Origin of the sequence: Microbispora sp. NPDC046933 (assembly GCF_040644635.1) — a bacterium.
Taxonomy (GTDB): domain Bacteria; phylum Actinomycetota; class Actinomycetes; order Streptosporangiales; family Streptosporangiaceae; genus Microbispora.
Window position 1 is genome coordinate 41,188 of record NZ_JBEYWW010000011.1, and the last position, 19,949, is coordinate 61,136.

Consider the following 19,949-nt stretch of genomic DNA (forward strand, 5'->3'; position numbering starts at 1 on the left):
CCGGCTGACGGGCCTGGTCACCCGAGCAGTCGCACCGCTCCGGTGTCGGCGGACTGCGCCAGCGTCGCATAGGCGCGCAGGGCCGCGGAGACGTGCCGTTCACGGTCGCGGGGCCGATAGCCGGTCTCCCGTTCCAGCCGGGCACGGCGGGCGGCGAGGTCGGCGTCGGGCACCCGGACGTCGAGGGTGCGTGCGGCGACGTCGACGGTGATGACGTCGCCGTCCTCCACGAGCGCGAGGGGACCGCCCGCCGCGGCCTCGGGTGAGACATGGCCGATCGCCAGGCCGGAACTGCCGCCGGAGAAGCGGCCGTCGGTGACCACGGCGCACGTGCCCGCGAGACCCCGGCCCTTGAGGTAGGCGGTGGGGTAGAGCATCTCCTGCATGCCGGGGCCGCCACGCGGGCCCTCGTAGCGGATGACCAGCACGCTGCCCGGCGTCACCCGGCCGGACAGGACCGCTTCCGCGGCCTCCTCCTGTGATTCGGTCACCACCGCGTGGCCGGTGAAGACGTGCATGCCCTCGGGGACACCGGCGGATTTGACCACCGCGCCGCCGGGGGCGAGGTTGCCGCGCAGGACCGCCAGCCCGCCGTCCGGCGAGTAGGCGTGGGCCGTGTCGCGGACGCAGCCGCCCGCGGCGTCCGTGTCCAGGGACTCCCATCGCGCCGACTGGGAGAAGGCGGCGGAGGAGCGGACGCCGCCGGGGGCGGCGTGGAAGAGATCGAGGGCCTCGGGTGCGGGTGCCGCGCCTCGGATGTCCCAGGTGGCCAGCCATTCGGTGAGCGATTCGGCGTGGACGGCGCGCACGTTCTCGTGGAGAAGCCCGGCGCGGTGCAACTCGCCCAGAATGGCGGGGATGCCGCCCGCCCGGTGGACGTCCTCCATGAGATAGGGGCCGTTGGGGGCGACCCTGCACAGGCACGGCACGGTGCGCGAGCGGGCCTCGACGTCGCGCAGGGTGTAGTCGAGCTCCGCCTCGTGGGCCGCGGCGAGCAGGTGGAGAACGGTGTTGGTGGAGCCCCCCATGGCCAGGTCCAGGGCCATGGCGTTGTCGAAGGCCGCCCGCGAGGCGATGGCCCGGGGCAGCACGGAGGCGTCGTCCTTGCCGTAGTGGCGTTCGGCCAGCTCCATGACCGTACGTCCGGCCTGCTCGTACAGCCTGCGGCGGGCGGTGTGGGTGGCCAGGGTCGAGCCGTTGCCGGGCAGGGCCAGGCCGAGCGCCTCCACCAGGCAGTTCATCGAGTTGGCGGTGAACATGCCCGCACACGAGCCGCAGGTGGGGCACGCCGCTTCTTCGATGCGGGCGACGTCCGCGTCGGACACGGCCGGGTTGACCGCCTCGGACATCGCCGTGATCAGATCCAGGCGGGTGCGCCCAGTGCTGTCGGTCAGTACCGTGCCGTCGGCGAGCACCGCCCGTCCGCCCTCCATGGGGCCGCCGGAGACGAACACGGTGGGGATGTTCAGCCGCAGCGCGGCCATCAGCATCCCCGGCGTGATCTTGTCGCAGTTCGAGACGCACACCAGGGCGTCGGCGCAGTGGGCCTGCACCATGTACTCGACGGAGTCGGCGATCAGCTCCCGGGACGGCAGCGAGTACAGCATCCCGGCGTGTCCCATCGCGATGCCGTCGTCGACCGCGATGGTGTTGAACTCCCGCGCGATGCCGCCCGCGCCGGCGATGGCCTCGCACACGATGCGGCCCACCGGCTGCAGGTGCGTGTGACCGGGGACGAACTCGGTGAAGCTGTTGGCCACCGCGACCACCGGTTTGACGCCGATGTCCTGGCTCGGCACGCCGGAGGCGCGCATCAGGGCACGCGCTCCGGCCATGTTCCGTCCGTGGGTGACCGTACGTGATCTGAGTTGGGGCATGCCCCCATGCTTGCGGCGCACGGAGGCGGGGCGAAGACAGCCGCACTGCTAGTACTTCTACTACCAGCACTTACCCTGACCACATGGGAACGGCATCGCAGCGGCGGACGGAACTGGGCGGCTTCCTGCGGGCGAAGCGCACACGTCTGGACCCGACCGCGGTCGGCCTCCCCCCGGCCGGGCCCCGCCGCCGGGGCGGCCTGCGCCGTGAGGAGGTCGCCACGCTCTCCGGGGTCAGCGCCACCTGGTACACCTGGCTGGAGCAGGGCCGCGACATCCAGCCCTCCCGCCAGGTCCTGGACGCTCTCGCCCGCACCCTGCGCCTGACCGCCGCCGAGCACACCTATGTCCTCTCCCTGGCCGGGTACGCCCCGCGGCCCAGCCGGCCGGCCCAGCCGACCGCGCATGCCGCGCCCGCGCACGTCCAGCGCCTCCTCGACGCGCTCGCCGGCTTCCCGGCCTACGCCATCGCCCCGGACTGGACGATCTGCGGGTGGAACGCCGCCTACACGGCGCTGTATCCGAACGTGGCCACGGCCGGGCCGGACGATCGCAACCTGCTGTGGCTGGTCTTCACCGACCCCTATGTCCGCGACCTGCTGCCCGACTGGGACACCACCAGCCGCCGGTTCCTCGCCGAGTTCCGCGCCGAGGCCGGGCCGCGCCTCGGTGACCTGGCCCGCTCGCCGGTCGTCCAGCGCCTGCTGCGGGTCAGCGAACCGTTCCGCGACGCCTGGCAGAGCCATCACATCGAGGGCTTCACCTCCCGCGAGCGGGTCTTCAGGCATCCGGTCGCGGGCATGGTGCGCTTCGAGCACCACCGGCTGGCCCCCGCCGACCACCCCGATCTGCACCTGGTCGTCTACACCCCCGTGGCCGGGTGAGAAGCAGCACCCGCTTTCCCGAAGACGCGGGAGAGCCGTCGCGCGGAGGTCCTCCGCACGACGGCTCCCCTGTGTGGTCTTGGAGCTGTGCGGTTATGGAGCCCAGGCGGCGGTGACGGCCCAGCTCACGTCCTCGGCGTACGAGGCGGGGTTGTCGTAGGGATGCGCGCCGCCGCTGGAGGCGACCCAGACCTCCTCGGCGTAGTGCCTCACGTTCGTGCCCAGCTCGTTGAGCGACGCCAGGCGCACGCTCCCAGACGTGCTGCCGGGCTGCGCGCAGAAGGTGGCGTCGCGGCGGAACAGTTCGCTGCCGTCCGGGGCGTCCAGGCGGACCCGGAAGTTGGAATGCCGCAGGTAGCGGCCCGGATAGTTGCGCGACTCCAGCGAGTAGCAGGTCGGCTGGGCCAGGCCGCGCCGTACGACGAAGGTCGCGTCCGACTTCAGCAGGGCGTCGCTTCCGGCCGTGACCACGTCGGTGCGGGCCAGGCCGTTTTGATGCCGCAGGTAGCGGTCGCTGAACCCCGGCGTGGTGACCCGGAACGATCGGGCCTGGTCGAGCGGCAGGTCGGCGCCGCTGCGCCACAGCGGGACGGTCACCGCCCACGTGGTGTCGGCGGCGAAGCTCGCGGCGGCGTCCCACGGGTTGGCACCGCCCTCTTTCGCGACGTAGACGAGCTCGTTGTAGTGGCGGACGTAGTAGCCGCGCAGGTTGTAGGACTCCAGCCTGGTCCCGCCCTGCCCCTCGCGCGGGCAGAACGTGGCGTCGGCCGCGAACAGGGCCGTGCCGTCCTGCCGGTCCTTGCGCAGCCGGTAGTCGGAGTGGCGCAGATACTCGCCCGGGAAGTTGCGCGACTCGAACGACACGCAGGAGGAGTCGGCCAGGCCCGGCCGCGTCCAGAACGTCGCGTCCTGCTTGGCCAGGTCGGCGCTCCCGCCGTCGATCACGTCGGTGCGCGCGAGCCCGTCCTGGTGACGCAGGTGGCGGCCGGTGTAGCCGGGCGTGGTCACCCGCAGCGACACCGGCTCGCCCCGGGGGACGTCGGCGCCCGCCGCGACCGCCAGCAGGTGCCGGTTGGCCTCCCGCACACGCGACTCGGTCATCTTCGGCACCCGGCGGTCGTACGTGTAGAACCCGTTGACCTCGTTCTCCACGTCGTACGGCTCGGTGTAGACCGAGGCGGACAGCCCGCGGGTGTGCACGAGCCGTTCCACCTGCCTGGTGACCTCGACGTACCGGTTGGTCAGCGACCCTTCGTCGGGGTACAGGTCGCCGTAGGCGAACCCGGCGCCGGGCTGGTACTCGTGGCCCTGGACGCGCCTGCCGAGGCCGCCGAACTCGCCGAGCACGGCGATGCGGGTGGCCGAGGGAAGCCGGGTGTCGGTCTCGCCGGGGACCTGATACCAATGGTCGTCGATCACGTCGCCGTTCGTCGGCTCCGGGTCGGAGACGCAGCAGTTCGACCCGGAGTCGTGGTTGATCAGCCTGGTCGAGTCGGCGGACCGGACCAGGTCGACGATGCGCTGGTTGTCGTACTCGCCCCAGCCCTCGTTGAACGGGATCCACATCACGATCGACGTGATGCCCTTGAGCTGCTCGACGATCCGGCGCAGCTCGGACTCGTAGTTGGCGTGGCTGCGCTCGGGCGTGTCGTCCACCGCGTCGAGCGAGGGCATGTCCTGCCACACCATCAGGCCCAGTTTGTCGGCCCAGTAGTACCAGCGGGCGGGCTCGACCTTGATGTGCTTGCGGACCATGGTGAAGCCCAGGGCCTTCTGCCGCTCCAGGTCGAAGCGCAGCGCCTCGTCCGTGGGCGCGGTGTAGATCCCGTCCGGCCAGTACCCCTGGTCGAGGGTGCCGAGATGGAACGTGAACTTCCCGTTGAGCACCGGGCGCAGCACGCCGCCGACGACCGCCTTGCCGATCGACCGCATGCCGAAGTAGCCGGTCACGACGTCGCCGCCGCCGTTCCCCGTGAGCGTGACGCGCAGGTCGTACAGGAACGGGTCGTCGGGCGACCAGAGGCGGGCGTTGGGGACGGGGACGCGGATGTGCGCGCCGACCGCGCCGGTGGCCGAGCCGACGACCGTGCCGCCGCTGAGCACCTCGGCCCTGGCCTGGTCGCCGGTGCCCCGCACGACGAGGTCCAGGACCCCGGCGGACACGTCGGGCGTGGTGTCGAGCCGGGTGACGTGCGCGGCGTTCACCGGTTCGAGCCAGACCGTCTGCCAGATGCCCGACGACGCGGTGTACCAGATGCCGCTCGGGTTACGGCGCTGCTTGCCGATGGGGAACGTGCTGCCGTCGATCGGCGAGGACACCCCGACGATCAGTTCGTTGTCCCCCGGCCGCAGGGCGGAGGTGATGTCGAAGGAGAAGGCGTCGTAGCCGCCGGTGTGCCGGCCGACCTGGACGCCGTTCACCCACACGCGTGTCTCCCAGGTGACCGCCCCGAAGTTGAGCATCACCCGGCGCCCGGCCCAGCCGGACGGGACGGTGAAGGCGCGCCGGTAGAACATGGTGTCCTCATGGCGCTTGATCCCCGACAGGGCGGACTCGATCGGGTACGGCACGAGCACGCCCTCCGGCAGCGTCCGGCCGACCGGGGGCGAGTCGAGGTTCGGCGCGCCGGCGAACTCCCACACGCCGTTGAGGTTGAGCCAGTCGGGCCGGACGAGCTGGGGACGCGGATAGTCGGGCAGGGCGTTGGCGGGGGACACCTGGGCGGTCCAGGGCGTGGACAGGGGCGGCGTCTTCGGCTGCCAGACGGCGGCGAACGCGGCGGGCGCGGCGGGCGCGGCGAGGATCAGGCAGGCCGCCGTGAGCAGGAGGGTGGTCGCGGCGGCGAGAATCCGGCGAGGTCGGATCACCGGCATCAGCCCCGCCGCCACTTCTGGTTGGCGCCGCCGTGGCACTCCCACTGGATCAGCCGTGCGCCGTCGTTCTGGTTCCAGCCGTCGATGTCGACGCACTTGTTGGACTGCGGGTTGACCAGGTCACCGGCCGCGCTGAGCACGAACTGCTGGGCGGGGTTGCCGCTGCAGGTCGCGATCTGGATCACGGCGCCGTTGTCCCTGGACCCCCAGGCGACGTCCATGCACAGGTTGTTCTGCGTGCGCAGGGTGCCGCCGGTGAACGTCCACCTCTGGGCGATGGTGCCGTTGCAGGTGTACATCTGCAGCGGCGCGCCGTCTCTGAAGTCGGCGCCCGGCACGTCGATGCACTTGTTGTTGAGAGCACTGATCAGCGCGCTGGTGTCGCCGCCCGTGGTGGTCAGGCTCAGGCCGTACGCGCCGAGGATCTCGTTGACCGGCTGGAAGAAGGTGGTGCCGCCGGTGGAGCAGTTCCCCGCGGCGCCGGAGGTGACGCCCTGGGCCTGGTCGCCGGACATGTACGCGCCGCCCGAGTCGCCTCCCTCGGCGCAGGCGCTGGTCTGGGTGAGCCCGTAGACCAGCGAGCCGGAGTAGTTCACGGTCACGTTCTTGGCCTGGACGACCCCGCAGCGCCAGCCGGTGGTGCGCCCGGAGCGGCAGATCGACGCCCCGATGGGGGCCTCCTGGGAGCCGGCCACCGCGACGGTGCCGCCGCCGTAGTTGTTGACCCAGGGGCGCGGCGTCCAGTCGCCGTTGGTACGCACCCAGGCGTAGTCGTCGCCGGGGAACGACGAGGCGGCGAAGGCGCCCTGGGCGACGTTGTTGTATCCCAGCGTCGGATTGCCGGCGCGCCCGCAGTGCCCGGCGGTGACGAAACCGCCGTTGTTCACCGAGAAGCCGACGGAGCACAGCACGTTGCCGTTGATGACGTACTGGTCGCCGCCCCGGATGTCGTAGACGAGGCGGGGGGCCTGAGCGACGGAGATCCGCGTCGCCGTGGCGTCGGCGGACGCCGCCTGCACGAATCCCGCCGCCGTGGCCTGGTCGGCGGCCGACACGACGACCGCGTTGGCGGCCGGGTCGACGTACCAGCCGTAGACGCCGGTGCCGGCACTGCCCGCGGCGCGGTCGAGCGCCGCCTTGACGGCGTTCAACTGCCTGTCGCTGCGCTTCACGGAGACGGGCACCGCGCCCGCCTCGCGCACCCGCTCGGCATCGCCCGCGTCCAGGACTCCGGCGGCCAGGCGCTGCCGCGCGGGGTCGTACCAGGCGCCGGCGAAGCGGTCGCCGAGATCGTCGCGGACGCGTCGCTCGACGGCCGCCGCCGCGGCTTCGTGTGTCTGGCGGACCCGCGCCTGCTCGGGGGTCAGGTGCAGGTCGCGTTGCAGCGCCTGCTGCATCGTCGCCGCCGACGCGCCGGGATCAGGCCGGGGGACGGGGGAGGGGGCGGCGTGCGCGGACACGGAGGGGAAGGCGAGCGCGACGGCGAACACCGCCGCGCCGGTCAGCACGGTGAGTCTCACGGCAGTCCTTCTGGGGGGTGGAAGAGACGTGAGAGCGCTCTCTGAAAAGAACCTTTACAGTGGTGTGGCCGTCCGTCAAGACCCAACATTTCCGAACATATCCCGTCTTTGATCTTCGCTATAGCGAAGTGAAAGGGCGCGGGCGGTCGCCCGCCACCCGATCGCGGGCCACGGGCCTGAGTGGGAGAGCGTTTCCACGCGGCCGAAGGCGACGCGCCCCGGAAGAACGTCGCGCCCCCGCCAGGCTGGGTGACGGGTACGAAGCGGGGGCGCGGGGTAGGCGTAGCACAGAGCGTTGCGCCCGTTGCCGGCCCAGATCCGGAACGACGTGATCGTTCTGTGAACCGGTTAGGGCGAACAACGCCTCGGCGAGGCGGTGGGCACCATGATGAACATCGAAGAGAAGCGTCGTCTGGTCCGGGGACTGCTGCGCGAGGTGGGGCGCGGCTTCGCCGAACCGCACGGGTTCGGGGTGACCAACAACCCCGGAAGCCTGTTTCAGCTGCTCTGTCTGTCGGTTCTGCTCCGCCGCAGCACCGATTACCACACAGCGGTCGCAGCCGCCCAGCAGCTGCGCGACCGTGGCTGGACCACCGCGCAGAAGCTCGCGGCCTCGTCGTACGGGCAGCGGGCCGAGGCGCTGGCGCGGGCAGGGCACCGCCGGACGGCCAAACAGCTCGCGGACGTCCTCGGGGAGCTGGGCAGGGTCGTGGCGGATCGCCACAGCGGGGACCTGCGCCGGCTGCGGACCGAGGCACACCGCGATCCCGGGCGGGAGCGGGAGTTGCTCAAGCGGTTGCCGGGCGTGGACGATCAAGTTGTGGATTTGTTCTTCCGCGAAGCGCAGGTGGTGTGGTCCGAGGTGGGGCCGTTCGCCGATCGGCGCGCGCTGAGCGCGTCCCGCAAGCTCGGACTGGCCCGCACCGTCGAAGACTTGGCCGAACTGGCCAAGTCCGAGGAGTCGGAGCGCTTCGCGTGGCTGGTCGGCGCGCTCGCCCAGGTCGACCTCGATCGGCGCCACGAGGAGATCCGCGCCCTCGTCCACCAGTGAGACACCGGTGGGCGAGGCCGCAATGCCCTGCCGGGCGGTCCACAGGGGCTGAAGAGGCCGGTCGGGCGGTCAGGCCCGGCCGATGCGTGGCAGGCAGGCGATGAGCAGGAGGGCGGAAGATGTCACAGCTGGTGCGCGAAGTGATGACCCCTGCCCCGGTCACCGTCCCGAGAGATGCCAGCGTCGTGCAAGCGGCCAGGCTCATGCGCGAGCACAACATCGGGGACGTACTGGTCACAGAAGATGACCGGCTTTACGGTGTGATGACCGACCGGGACATCGTGGTCCGCGCGGTCGCGGAGTCCCGCGACCTGACCGAAACGCCCGTGGGCGCGTGCTGCAGCAGTTCCGGCCTGGCCACCGTAACCCCTGACCAGGACGCCACCCAGGCTTTGAACCTCATGCGCCGTAAGGCGATTCGCCGGATCCCAGTCGTCGAGGAGGGGCGGCCCGTGGGCGTCGTCTCGCTCGGTGACCTGGCACTGGAGGGAGATCCGTCCTCGGCGCTCTCGGATATCAGCGCCGCTCCGCCCAACATCTGAGCCCCTCATGACCATGGGGTCCTCGAACGGTGCGGTGGTGCCGAGATGATCGACCACGTGACGGGATACCGCCGGCTGTCGGCACGGGGCTCACGCGCGCGGGCCGGCGCCGACCGGTGACCTGCCCGCCTCGATGACCGACTTCAGTCGCAGCAGGTCCTCCTGCAGCTTGTGTGCGGGATCGGCGCCGAAGAGCACCGCCATCGCGTGACCGACCGCGCCGAACACCGGGTTGTAGGTGAGCTGGACCTGGATACGGCTCCGGCCGGTGTTCTCCGGGGTCAGGTCGAGCGTGCCGGTGTGGGCGATCAGTTGCCCTTCGACGGTCTTCCAGGCGATCCTCCGGCCCTCTTCCCGCATCGTCTCCACGGCCTCGAAACGGATGGGCACCCCGGCGGGGCCCGCGACCGACCAGTGGGATCGCAGGCCATCGGCGGAGCGTCGTACCTCCAGCACGTCGGGCATCAAGCGGGTGAAGAGGCTGTAGTCGCTCAGCAGCGGCCAGACCTCCTGGGGCGGCGCGTTCACCGTGATCGCGTTCTGGATGTCGATCGCGCGACGCCCCGCTCCGATCCCGGTGAGACGCCTCAGCGGCAGGTTCGTCGCGGCGCGGAGCGCCAGTACGGCACTGCCGCCGCGCAGCAGGTAGCCGAGCGGCCGGGGCAGCCGTCCGGACAGCGACCAGACGAGTGCGGCGGCCAGGCCGGTGAGGAACCTGGAGGTCGGCGACCACCGCTGCTGGAGGAGTTCGGGCACCGGTCTCCGCGGCCCGCCTTCTCCCTGCAACCGGGGCACTCCCGTGGCATCGCGGTGGGTGGTCCAGTTCGCGTTCACGGTCCTGACGCCGGGTATGGACGCCACCGCCCGGCACGCCCGCCGGCTCTCCTTCTCGAGCAGGTCACCGGTGAGGGTCACCCGGCCGCTCTCGACGCGGACTTCCACCGCGTGCGGGTGGCGGACGTAACGGCCCAGTTCGGCGCGCACACGCTCATGGAGAACCTCGTCGTCGACGTTCCGTCCGCCGGTGCGGTAGCGGATGCTCTTGACGACACCCCGGCTCCGGTTGACGACGTCGCAGACCACGGCTCTGGTGGCGTTTCTGAATTCGTGCGTCAGGTGGACGCCCTTGTCGCGGACCCGAGCACGGCGGGTCCGGCCGAGCTCGGGGTCGAACAGGTACTCGGTGACCATCCCGCCGACGGCGCCGAGCCCTGCCGCGGAGATCGTACGGGACATCGATGGCGCCTGCCGGACCACGATGACGTTCTGGGACCGGTCCTGCCTTGGACGAGTGCTGACGACCATGGCGACTCCCCCTTGTTCGCCCGTTCGCCGTCGTTCGCCACCGCCCTACCCAGTCGACAGCGAAGCTCACCAGGTCTGGACGAAAGGCGGAAACCGGGCTCGTTCCGGCATAGGCCCTCGGCGGACCGCTCGCCTGATCTTCGTTGAACCGGGCCCTGTGGGCGATCTTCGGCGGGATACTGGGAGTCTCGCACGTGCCCCCGACCCACCGGAGAGTCATGCCGCAGCCGCTGGAGCCGAGCGATCCCGCACGCCTGGGCTCCTACCGCATCACCGGCAGGATCGGCGAGGGAGGGCAGGGCGTCGTCTACCTCGGCGAGGCGGAGTCCGGCGACCTCGTCGCGGTCAAGCTCTTCCACGCGCGGCTCGGCCAGGACGCCGCGGCCCGCGCCGACTTCACCCGCGAGGCGGAGCTCGCCCGCAGGGTCGCCCGGTTCTGTACGGCCCAGGTGCTGGAGTCCGGCATGGACGGCAGCCGGCCGTACATCGTGAGCGAGTACGTCCAGGGGCCTTCGCTGAACCAGGTGGTGGCCGAGCGGGGGCCGTTGGCGGGCGGCGCGCTCGAACGGCTCGCCATCGGCACGGCCACGGCGCTGGTCGCGCTGCACGACGCCGGGGTCGTCCACCGGGACTTCAAACCGCAGAACGTGCTGATCGGACCGGACGGGCCGCGCGTCATCGACTTCGGGATCGCCCGCGCCCTCACCGCCACGGGCACGATGACCAGCCAGATCGTCGGGACGCCCGCCTACATGGCGCCCGAGCAGCTCGCGGCCGGTGAGCTCGGCTTCGCCCTGGACGTGTTCGCCTGGGCGTCCACCATCGCGTTCGCCGCCACGGGCCGCCCGCCGTTCGGCGCCGACGTCATCCCCGCCATCATCAACAGGATCCTCAACCAGGAGCCCGACCTGGAGGGGATCGAGGCGCGGCTGCGCGACCTGCTCGCGGCCTGTCTCGCCAAGGACCCGGGACGTCGGCCGGCCGCGCGGGAGATCCTCGACCGCCTCGTGCGCCCGCGCCACGACCCGCAGGCCGCGCCGGCCGTACCCGCCGCGCCGGATGTGCCGGACGTCTCCGCCGGGCCGGGCGCGCCGGCCCCGCATGACATGTCCGGGCCGCTCGCGGCTTCCGGCTCCTCCGTGGGGCCGCCGGGGTCGTCCGGGCCGGTCACCGTGCCGGGCGGCGGCCGGCGCAGGCGGGTCCGGGCCGCCATCGCCGCCGTGGTCGTGGCGGTGGCGGCCACCGCGGCCGCCGCCGTCGCGCTGCTGCCGTCCCTGCACCTGCCTTTCCTGAACCGGCCGTCTCTGCCCTGGTCATCGGCGGCCGGCGGCTCCGAGACGGAGCGGGCGGCGGCGGTCGGCACGGGCCCGGCAGGCTCGGCAGGCTCGGCGGACACCGGCGGCGGCTCGTCTCCGTCCCCGGCCCCGTCGCCCACCGGCGCCTCGCGGTCCGCGTCGCCGGCCTCCTCGCACCGGCCGCGCGTGGGACACTCCACGGCCAGGCCGGACACCACGCGACCGGCCCCGACGAGGACGGTCACCGCACGGCCGACCGTCCGCCGCTCGAAGACGACCGCGCCGGTCCCCGCCGACTCTCCGGCCGCGAAACCGGCGGAGCCCTCGCCCACGCCGGCCGAGCGGCTCGTGGAGCTGGGGCCCGGACACTTCACGGAGTACTGCGTGACGCTCGGCTGGGAGTGGGTCGAGTACCGCGAGACGCCCACGCCCGGCGCGTACTGCGTCAAGCGCAAGGGCGACACCATGTACCTCGGCCAGAGCCGGCGCGACGCGGGGTGCCGCTGGCGCTTCCACGACCCGAAGGCCTTCCACCGGTTCAAGGGCAAGTCGAACTACTGCTACGCCTACCGGTGACCTCTTCGCCGGCGCCGGGCCGCTCAGGACGGGATCGCGGGCGACGCGGGCACCTGGCCGGTCGTGCTCTCCCGGACGATCAGGCGGTGCGGCACCATGATTTCGGCGGGTGGGCGGGCCGCCCCGCCGATCGACTCCATGAGGACGTCCACCGCCGTGCGCGCGATCTCCTTCTTGTCGGGGGCGATGGTGGTGAGACTGGGGGTGCTGTACTGACCTTCCTCGATGTCGTCCATGCCGACCACGGCGACGTCGTCGGGGATGCGCAACCCCGCCCGGGTCAGCGCCCGCATCGCGCCGAGGGCGAGCAGGTCGTTGTAGCAGAACACGGCGTCGGGCGGCTCGGGCAGGGCGAGCAGCTGCTCCATGGCCGCGGCGCCCTGGCGGCGGTGGAAGCGCGGAGTCGGAACGATGAGCCGCTCGTCCACCTCCAGTCCCTCCCGGGCGTGCGCCTGGCGGTAGCCGCTGGTGCGAAGCTGCGCCGTCTCGCCGGTCGCGTACGGCTGGTCGCCGATGGCGGCGACGCGACGCCGGCCGAGGCTCAGCAGATGCGCGGTCGCCTCCCGGGCGGCGGCCACGTTGTCGATGGCCACGTGGTGGAAGCTGCCGTTGAAGATGTGCTCGCCCAGCAGCACGATCGGGACCCTGTTGCCCCGGGCCCGCAGCTCCTCGGCCGAGACGCTCAGCGGGCTCAGCAGTAGCCCGTCGAACATCGTGGCCCGCGAGTCCCGGCCCAGCAGCTCGCGCTCGCGCTCGCCGTCGCCGTCGGTCTGGTCGACCATCACCACGTAGCCGCGGGCGCGGGCGGCGGTGATCACCTCGCGGGCCAGCTCCGCGAAGTAGGGGACGTCCAGCTCGGGCACGACCAGGGCGATCATCCCGCTGCGGCCCTGCTTGAGGTTGCGGGCGATGAGGTTGGGGCGGTAGTCGAGCTCGTCCAGCGCGGCCTGCACGCGAGCGCGCAACTCGTCCGACACCGGTGCGTACCCGTTGACCACGTTGGACACCGTGCGGATGGACACGTTCGCCCGCTTGGCGACATCACGCAGCGTTGGACCGGCCATGCGTCTCCTATACCTCCGGCTGCTGGGGTTGGGAAGATCCTAACCGGCGCTTGCATCGTTGCAGACAAGCATGCACTATGTCTGCATCGTTGCAGAGCCCTCACAACGTCTTTTCCCGGACGGCGAGGAGTACTTAGATGACCCCATCCCCCATGAATCGCCGCGGGTTTCTCAAAGGAGCCCTCGGCGTCGGAGCCCTCGCCGCCGCGGGCGGCGCGCTGACCGCCTGCGCTCCCGGCACGGGCGGCGCGGCGGCGCCGAGCAAGCTGGCCAAGCCCTCCGCCTCCGCGGCTGCGGCCAAGGGCGAGATCACCGTCTGGAACCGGTCCGGCGACCTGTTCAAGGTGTTCGACGCGGCGATCGGCAGGTTCCGCGAGGCCTACCCGGGCGTCAAGGTCAACCACATGGCCGTGGACATCGACGCCAAGCTGGCCAACACGCTGATCAGCGGCACGGACGTGCCCGACGGCAGCTTCTGGGACGACGCCAAGATCGGCGGGCAGGCCGAGCACCTCTACGATCTCTCCGACCTGATCGCGCCGTACCGGGACCAGATCGCGCCGTACAAGCTGTCGGTGAACACCGTGGCGGGCAAGATCTACGGCGTGCCCTGGGATCTCGACCCGGGGCTGCTGTGGTACCGGGAGGACATCCTGCAGGAGGCAGGGGTCGATCCCGCCGGGCTGGCGACCTACGACGACCTGCTGACCGCGGCCAGGACGGTCCGGGACAGGTTCCCGAAGACCAAACCCATCCACCTGGACAAGAGCCCGTTCCTCGGCCAGCTGTGGCTGGAGATGCTGGCCAACCAGCAGGGCACCAGCCTCACCGACGCACAGGGCAGGCTGCGGCTGGACTCGGCGGAGTACCGGCGGATCTTCACCTGGATCCAGACCGCGGTCAAGGACGGGCTCGCCACCCGGGCGCCCTACCTGGAGCCCGCCGACGTCAACACGCTCGACGGCGGCCAGCAGGTGTTCGTGCCGTGGGCGATCTGGTGGTCCTTCGCGCCGCAGCAGCTTCTCAAGGCCACCAAGGGCAAGTGGCGGGCGGCTCCCCTCCCGGCCTGGACGCCGGGCGGCGCGCGGAGCGGCGCCATGGGCGGCAGCAGCTTCGTCATCCCGGCCAAGGCCAGGAACCCGGAGCTGGCCTGGCTGCTGTACGAGTTCCTGTGCTTCAAGGAGCCCGGATACACGGCGCTGTACGGCCCGAGCAGCGTGTACCCCGGCGGCCTGTCGACCTCGGTCCCGAGTTTCACTCCCGCGCTCGACCCCGCCAAGCCGCTGTTCCAGCCGATCGAGGCCCTGGGCGGTCAGGACCTGTGGAAGGTCGCCGCCGAGGCCGCCGCCACCATCCCGGCCGCGGCGCCGATCCCGGCCTGGTGGGCCAAGTCGGTGGACTATCTGGGCGACAACCTGCAGCGCCTGATGGACGGCGCGATGTCGCCCGACGACGTGATCGGCGAATCGGCCGCGAAGATCCAGCGCAACCTGATTGACCGCTCCTGATGTCGGCTCTCACCACGACGGCGAGGTCCGGGCGGGCCGCCGGCGCGCGGCCGGGGCCGCGTCGCGGCACCCGGCTGTCGCCGTACCTGTTCGTCGCCCCGTTCTTCCTGGTCTTCGCCGCCTTCGGGATCTATCCGCTCGTCTTCGCGCTGCAGCTCAGCTTCACCCGCTGGCACGGCGCCGGCGAGGCCACCTGGGTCGGCCTGGGCAACTACGCCTACCTGCTGACCAGCCCGGAGTTCTGGGCCTCGCTCGGCAACAGCGCGGTGATGTGGCTGCTCATCGTGCCGATCCAGATCGTGGCCGGGCTCGCCGGCGCGGTGCTGCTGGCCAACGCGAAGCTGCGCTTGCGCGGCCTGTTCAGAGTGGCCTTCCTCGCGCCGTTCGTGACCCCGCTGGTGGCCATGGCACAGGTCTGGATCGTCGTGTTCGACCAGGACTACGGCCTGGTCAACCACCTGCTCGACCTCGTGGGCCTGCCCGGGGTGGGGTGGCTGACCTCGACGGCGTGGTCCAAGCCGACGCTGGCGCTGCTGTTCCTGTGGAAGACGACCGGATTCGCGATCATCATCCTGCTGGCCGGGCTGCAGGCCGTGCCGAACACCGTGTACGAGGCCGCCGCGCTCGACGGGGCCTCTCGTCGGCGGCAGTTCTGGTCGCTGACCGTCCCGCTGGTGCGCCGGAGCATGGCCTTCCTCGTGGTCGTGCAGACCCTCGCCGTGTTCCAGATGTTCGCCGAGCCCTTCGTGGTCACCGAAGGCGGCCCGTACGGCTCGACCACCACCGCCGGGCTCTACCTCTACGACCACATCACCGCCTCCGACCTGGGCACCGGCGCCGCGAACTCGTTCCTGCTGGTGCTGCTGGTCTTCGGGCTCTCCCTGGGCGCGGTCCGGCTGCTGCGCCCGAAAGACGAGGTGTCATGAACCAGACCAGGCCGGGCCCGGTGCAGTACGCCCTGCTGGCGCTGCTCGCCGTGGCGTTCCTCTATCCGATCTGGTGGGCGGTCAGCTCGTCGCTCAAGCCGGCCGCCGAGATCATCACCGACCCCCTCTCAGTGGGGCCTGTGACGCTGGACAACTACAGGGCGATGTTCGCCGACGTGCCGATCGGCACCGGTTTCGCGAACACCGCGCTGGTGCTGGTGGTCAAGGGCGCGATGACGATGTTCTTCTGCCCGCTGGCCGGATACGCCTTCGCCAAGTACGCCTTCCCCGGCAAGAACCTGCTGTTCGGGGTCGTGTTGCTCACCCTCATGCTGCCGACCCTGGTGCTGATCATCCCGCTGCTGCTGGAGATGAGCGCCCTCGGCTGGGTCAACACCTACCAGGCGCTGATCCTGCCGGGCAGCATCGACGCGTTCAGCATCTTCTGGATGCGCCAGACCATCGCCGCCATCCCCGACGAACTGATCGACGCGGGGCGCGTGGACGGCGCGAGCGAGTTCGGCGTCTTCGCCAGGGTCGTGCTCCCGGTGATCCGCCCCGGGCTGGCCGCGCTGGCCGTGCTGACCACGATGAACATCTACAACGACTTCGTCTGGCCGGTCGTCGCCGTCAACGACACCTCGCACCAGACGCTCCAGGTGGTGCTGTCCACCCTGGCGCAGAACGTCACCGGCAACCGGATCGGCGCGGACTTCGCCACCGTCTGGGGCGAGTTGCTCGCCGCGGGCAGCATCGCCATGCTGCCGCTCCTGGTGATCTTCGTCCTCCTCCAGCGCCACTTCATCAACGGCATCCTCGCCGGCAGCGTCAAAGGCTGACCAGGCACATCTCTCATGAAACGGAGCACCATGACCCCGCGCGCGGAATACCCCCGGCCCCACTTCGACCGATCGCACTCCTGGTCGAGCCTCAACGGCGAGTGGGACTTCCGGGCCGACACCGAGCAGGGCTGGAATCGGACCATCACCGTGCCCTTCGCCTGGGAGACCCCCGCCTCCGGCATCGAGGCCCACTGGCTGCCCGTGGCCTGGTATCGCCGCCGCGCCGCCGTGCCCGTCGCCTGGGCGGGGCAGCGGGTCGTGCTTCACTTCGGCGCCGTGCACCATGAGGCCACCGTGTGGGTCAACGGCGTCGAGGTGGCCGCGCACCGCGGCGGCTACACGCCGTTCGAGGCCGACATCACCGAGGCGCTGCGCGAGGGCGAGCAGGAGATCGTGGTGCGGGTCGCCGCGCCGCTCGACAAGCGGGACATCGCGCACGGCAAGCAGCGCAGCATCCCCCGAGACGACTTCGACGGCGTGTGCTTCACCCCCTCGTCGGGCATCTGGCAGAGCGTCTGGATGGAGGCGCGGCCGGCCACGCACCTGGCCGCGCTGAAGCTGCGCCCCGCCGACGGCCTGACCGGCATCGTGGCCGAGGCCCACATCGGGGGCCACGTCGAGGGCCCGGCGGCGGAGACCGTGCTGCGGCTGTCGGTGCGCGGGTGCGGCACGTCGATCGAGGTGCCGGTCGGCCACGGGCCCGTACGTGTGGAACTGCCGATCGAGGAGCCGCGGCTGTGGTCGCCGGACGACCCGCACCTCTACCACGTGGACGCCGAACTGGTCTCGCCCTCCGGCGTCGACCGGGTCGCCGGATACACCGGGCTGCGCACGATCGACGTGGTGGGGGAGGACCTGTACCTCAACGGCCGCCGGTTGTTCGTCCGCGGCGTGCTCGACCAGGGTTACTGGCCGCGCACCGGCATCACGGCCCCGGACGACGCCGCACTGCGCCGCGACATCGAACTCGCCGCCGCCGCGGGGTACAACCTGGTGCGCAAGCATCTCAAGCTGGAGGATCCCCGCTTCGTCCACCACGCCGACACCCTCGGCATGCTGGTCTGGGCCGAACCCGCCGCCACCGGGCGCTTCTCGCCCGAGTCCGTGGCCGCTTTCGAGGAGCAGATCGCTCCCATGGTCGAGCGTGACGGCAACTCCCCGGCGATCGTCATCTGGGGCCTGTACAACGAGGAGTGGGGCCTGGACTGGGACATCCCCGGCGACCCCGCCAAGCAGCAGGCGGCCGCGCGGGCGTACGACCTGCTCAAGGCCCTCGACCCGACCCGGCCCGCCGTGGACAACTCCGGCTGGACCCACGTCAGGACCGATCTGCTCGACTGGCACTACTACGACGAGTCCGCCGCGTCCTGGGGCAGGACCGTGGCCGCGCTCCTCGACGGCGAGCAGGACGACTTCCCCGTGCGGCTCGGCCCCGACTTCGTCGTACGCAAGAAGCTCGCCGGCACGCCGTCCCAGCCCCTGCGCGGGCTGCCCAACCTGAACAGCGAGTACGGCGGCGGCTTCACCTCGGTGGAACGCGCCTGGCATCTGCGCTGGCAGACCCAGGAGATGCGCCGCCACGACCGGCTGGCCGGGTACGTCTACACGGAGCTGTACGACATCGAGCACGAGTCGGCCGGACTGCTCGACTTCGAACGCCGCCCCAAGGATCTGGCCGGTGTGAACCCGGCCCATGTCAACGCCGCCACGACGCTCGTGCTCGACGTCGTCCCGGTCGCGCCCGGCCGCGACCTGCTCAGCACGTCGCGCGAGGTCGCCGTCGGCGTACGGGTCTCCCACCACGGAGCCGAGCCCGTGACAGGCCGCCTGCACACCGCCTGGACCCCGGTCTTCGGTCCCGCCCCCGAGGGCGCCGCGCCCACGGGTTCCTGGGAGCCGGGCCCCGCCGTGGAGGCGAAGCCGTTCCTGCTCGGCGCGCCCACCGAGGTCCGCGCCGTGCTTCCGGACGGCTGGACCAGCGGACGGCTGCACATCGCCCTGGCCGGCGATGGGGGCGTCGTCGCCCGCTCCGCCCTGGACGTGGACACCCACACCGCCTTGGTCATCGGAGACGACGCACAGGCCCGCCCCTGACCTGCGGGTGAGCCGGCAGCCGGGCGACTCCGGCTGCCGGCCCGATCGTCATCGGTCCGCGCCGGGTTCTCCACCCTCTTCCGCGGAGACCGCGCCGCCCGGGCTCGTGCCGCCCAGCGGCCAGGGCGTTCCCGTCGAGGTGGTCGGCCTGCATGTCAGTCTCCCGTGGGGGCGAAACGTTCGGTTCTGATGCGGGCGGGGTCGTGGCCGAGCCCCACCAGGAGCGCCGCCGCGGCCTCCACGAAGCCGGTGGGGCCGCACACGTAGCAGTCGGCCTCGCCGTACGGGCCGAGATCGGCGGCGGTGAGGCGGCCGGCCTCGGGTGCCTCTCGGGGGCCCGGCGCGTGTAGGCGAGCGTGACCGACACGCCCGGATCGGGGCGCAGCAGCTCGTCAACGACGGCGCGGGCCGGTCACGGCGTCAGGACGACCTTGTTGCACCCGTCCTGCTTGTCCCTGAACAGCTGGTAGCCGCGCGGGGCCTCGCCGAGCGGCAGACGGTGGGTGATCACGAAGCTCGGGTCGATGTCGCCCTCGCGGATCAGCGCGAGCAGCGGCTTCAGGTAGCGCTGCACGTGGCACTGGCCGGCCTTCAGCGTCAGCGACCGGTTCATGACCGCGCCCATCGGGAACTTGTCGAGGAAGCCGGTGTAGAGCCCGATCACCGCCACGATCCCGCCGTTCCTGCAGTTCATGACGGCCTCGCGCAGGGCGTACGGCCGGTCGCTCTCCAGGCGGGTCGCCTGCTTGGTGCGGTCGTAGGCGTACAGCGCCGGGTTGGCGTAGTGGGCCTCCATGCCGACGGCGTCGACGCACGCGTCCGGGCCGCGGCCCGCGGTCAGGTCGAGCAGGGCGTCCCTGACGTCGACCTCCTCGTAGTCGAGGGTCGTCGCGCCCGCGCGCTCGGCGATCCGCAGGCGGTAGGCGAAGCGGTCGATGCAGACGACCTGCTCCGCACCCATGAGGTAGGCGCCGGCCACCGCGAACTGGCCGACCGGGCCGGCCCCCCACACGGCGACGACGTCGCCGGGCTTGATGTCGCACATCTCGGCGCCCATCCACCCGGCGGGCAGGATGTCGGACAGGAACAGCACCTGCTCGTCCGCCAGCCCGTCCTCGATCGTGATCGGGCCGACGTCCGCGAACGGCACGCGGACGTACTCCGCCTGGCCGCCGGGGTAGCCGCCCAGCATGTGGGAGTGGCCGAAGGCGCCGGCCGGGGAGTGGCCCAGGAACTTCTCCGCGAGGCCGGCGTTCGGATTGGAGTTCTCGCACACGGAGTAGAGGCCGAGCCCGCAGGCGGCGCAGCGGCCGCAGGCGATCGTGAACGGGACGACCACGCGGTCGCCGACGCGGAGGTTCCGCACGTCGGGGCCCACCTCCACGACCTCGCCCATGAACTCGTGGCCGAGGATGTCGCCCTTCTTCATGGTCGGGACGAAGCCGTCGTACAGGTGCAGGTCGGAGCCGCAGACGGCGGTCGAGGTGACCCGCACGATCGCGTCGTGGCCGTTCAGGATCCGCGGGTCGGGCACCTCGCGGACCTCGACGTTGCCGCGGCCCATCCAGCAGGCGGCCTTCATGGCGACTCC

General features: G+C 71.6%; 14 protein-coding genes. 8 read left to right on the forward strand and 6 right to left on the reverse strand.

Annotated elements, in window-relative coordinates; all coding sequences use genetic code 11:
• Positions 1-17: 17 nt before the first annotated feature.
• Positions 18-1,877 carry a dihydroxy-acid dehydratase gene (gene ilvD / locus ABZ857_RS16605; RefSeq protein ID WP_357043682.1) on the reverse strand — a complete coding sequence of 620 codons (1,860 nt, stop codon included), beginning with the start codon at positions 1,875-1,877 and terminating at the stop codon, positions 18-20.
• 83 nt (positions 1,878-1,960) lie between these two features.
• On the opposite strand from ilvD, the gene ABZ857_RS16610 reads away from it, so the two are divergent.
• On the forward strand, positions 1,961-2,761 hold the full coding sequence (locus ABZ857_RS16610) for a helix-turn-helix transcriptional regulator (RefSeq protein WP_357043684.1): 801 nt from the start codon (positions 1,961-1,963) through the stop codon (positions 2,759-2,761).
• A gap of 93 nt (positions 2,762-2,854) precedes the next feature.
• On the opposite strand, the gene ABZ857_RS16615 is transcribed toward ABZ857_RS16610, so the two are convergent.
• The gene (locus ABZ857_RS16615; protein ID WP_357043686.1) at positions 2,855-5,629 is read right to left on the reverse strand and encodes an AbfB domain-containing protein; all 2,775 of its coding nucleotides are present in this window, start codon (positions 5,627-5,629) and stop codon (positions 2,855-2,857) included.
• 5 nt (positions 5,630-5,634) lie between these two features.
• Entirely contained in the window at positions 5,635-7,155 is a 1,521-nt protein-coding gene (locus ABZ857_RS16620; protein WP_357043688.1) for a ricin-type beta-trefoil lectin domain protein, read from the reverse strand.
• Positions 7,156-7,540: 385 nt separating this feature from the next.
• Between ABZ857_RS16620 and ABZ857_RS16625 the strand changes: the two genes are divergently transcribed.
• The gene (locus ABZ857_RS16625) at positions 7,541-8,206 is read left to right on the forward strand and encodes a hypothetical protein (RefSeq protein ID WP_357043690.1); all 666 of its coding nucleotides are present in this window, start codon (positions 7,541-7,543) and stop codon (positions 8,204-8,206) included.
• Between the two features lie 119 nt (positions 8,207-8,325).
• Positions 8,326-8,748, forward strand: coding sequence for a CBS domain-containing protein (locus ABZ857_RS16630; protein ID WP_357043692.1), 423 nt, complete (start codon positions 8,326-8,328; stop codon positions 8,746-8,748).
• 90 nt (positions 8,749-8,838) lie between these two features.
• Here the strand turns inward: ABZ857_RS16630 and ABZ857_RS16635 are convergent, their stop codons facing one another.
• Positions 8,839-9,984, reverse strand: a complete 1,146-nt coding sequence (locus ABZ857_RS16635; protein WP_357043694.1) for an SRPBCC family protein — start codon at positions 9,982-9,984, stop codon at positions 8,839-8,841.
• Positions 9,985-10,271: 287 nt separating this feature from the next.
• On the opposite strand from ABZ857_RS16635, the gene ABZ857_RS16640 reads away from it, so the two are divergent.
• On the forward strand, positions 10,272-11,924 hold the full coding sequence (locus tag ABZ857_RS16640) for a serine/threonine-protein kinase (protein ID WP_357043696.1): 1,653 nt from the start codon (positions 10,272-10,274) through the stop codon (positions 11,922-11,924).
• A gap of 23 nt (positions 11,925-11,947) precedes the next feature.
• Here the strand turns inward: ABZ857_RS16640 and ABZ857_RS16645 are convergent, their stop codons facing one another.
• Positions 11,948-12,988, reverse strand: a complete 1,041-nt coding sequence (locus ABZ857_RS16645; RefSeq protein ID WP_357043698.1) for a LacI family DNA-binding transcriptional regulator — start codon at positions 12,986-12,988, stop codon at positions 11,948-11,950.
• Positions 12,989-13,125: 137 nt separating this feature from the next.
• On the opposite strand from ABZ857_RS16645, the gene ABZ857_RS16650 reads away from it, so the two are divergent.
• From ABZ857_RS16650 to ABZ857_RS16665, 4 genes are read left to right on the forward strand one after another with little or no spacing between them, the layout of a single operon-like run.
• Positions 13,126-14,496: an extracellular solute-binding protein gene (locus tag ABZ857_RS16650; RefSeq protein ID WP_357043700.1), complete on the forward strand. Its 1,371-nt coding sequence runs from the start codon at positions 13,126-13,128 to the stop codon at positions 14,494-14,496.
• Entirely contained in the window at positions 14,496-15,422 is a 927-nt protein-coding gene (locus ABZ857_RS16655) for a sugar ABC transporter permease (RefSeq protein ID WP_357043702.1), read from the forward strand. The genes ABZ857_RS16650 and ABZ857_RS16655 overlap by 1 nt, the downstream gene beginning before the upstream one ends.
• Positions 15,419-16,261 (forward strand): carbohydrate ABC transporter permease, encoded by an 843-nt coding sequence (locus ABZ857_RS16660; RefSeq protein ID WP_357043704.1) that lies wholly within the window; start codon positions 15,419-15,421, stop codon positions 16,259-16,261. The genes ABZ857_RS16655 and ABZ857_RS16660 overlap by 4 nt, the downstream gene beginning before the upstream one ends.
• 30 nt (positions 16,262-16,291) lie before the next feature.
• Positions 16,292-18,358 carry a sugar-binding domain-containing protein gene (locus tag ABZ857_RS16665; protein ID WP_357043706.1) on the forward strand — a complete coding sequence of 689 codons (2,067 nt, stop codon included), beginning with the start codon at positions 16,292-16,294 and terminating at the stop codon, positions 18,356-18,358.
• Positions 18,359-18,770: 412 nt separating this feature from the next.
• Here ABZ857_RS16665 and ABZ857_RS16670 read toward each other — a convergent pair whose 3' ends face one another.
• Positions 18,771-19,940, reverse strand: coding sequence for a zinc-dependent alcohol dehydrogenase (locus ABZ857_RS16670; RefSeq protein WP_357043708.1), 1,170 nt, complete (start codon positions 19,938-19,940; stop codon positions 18,771-18,773).
• Between the last annotated feature and the right edge of the window lie 9 nt (positions 19,941-19,949).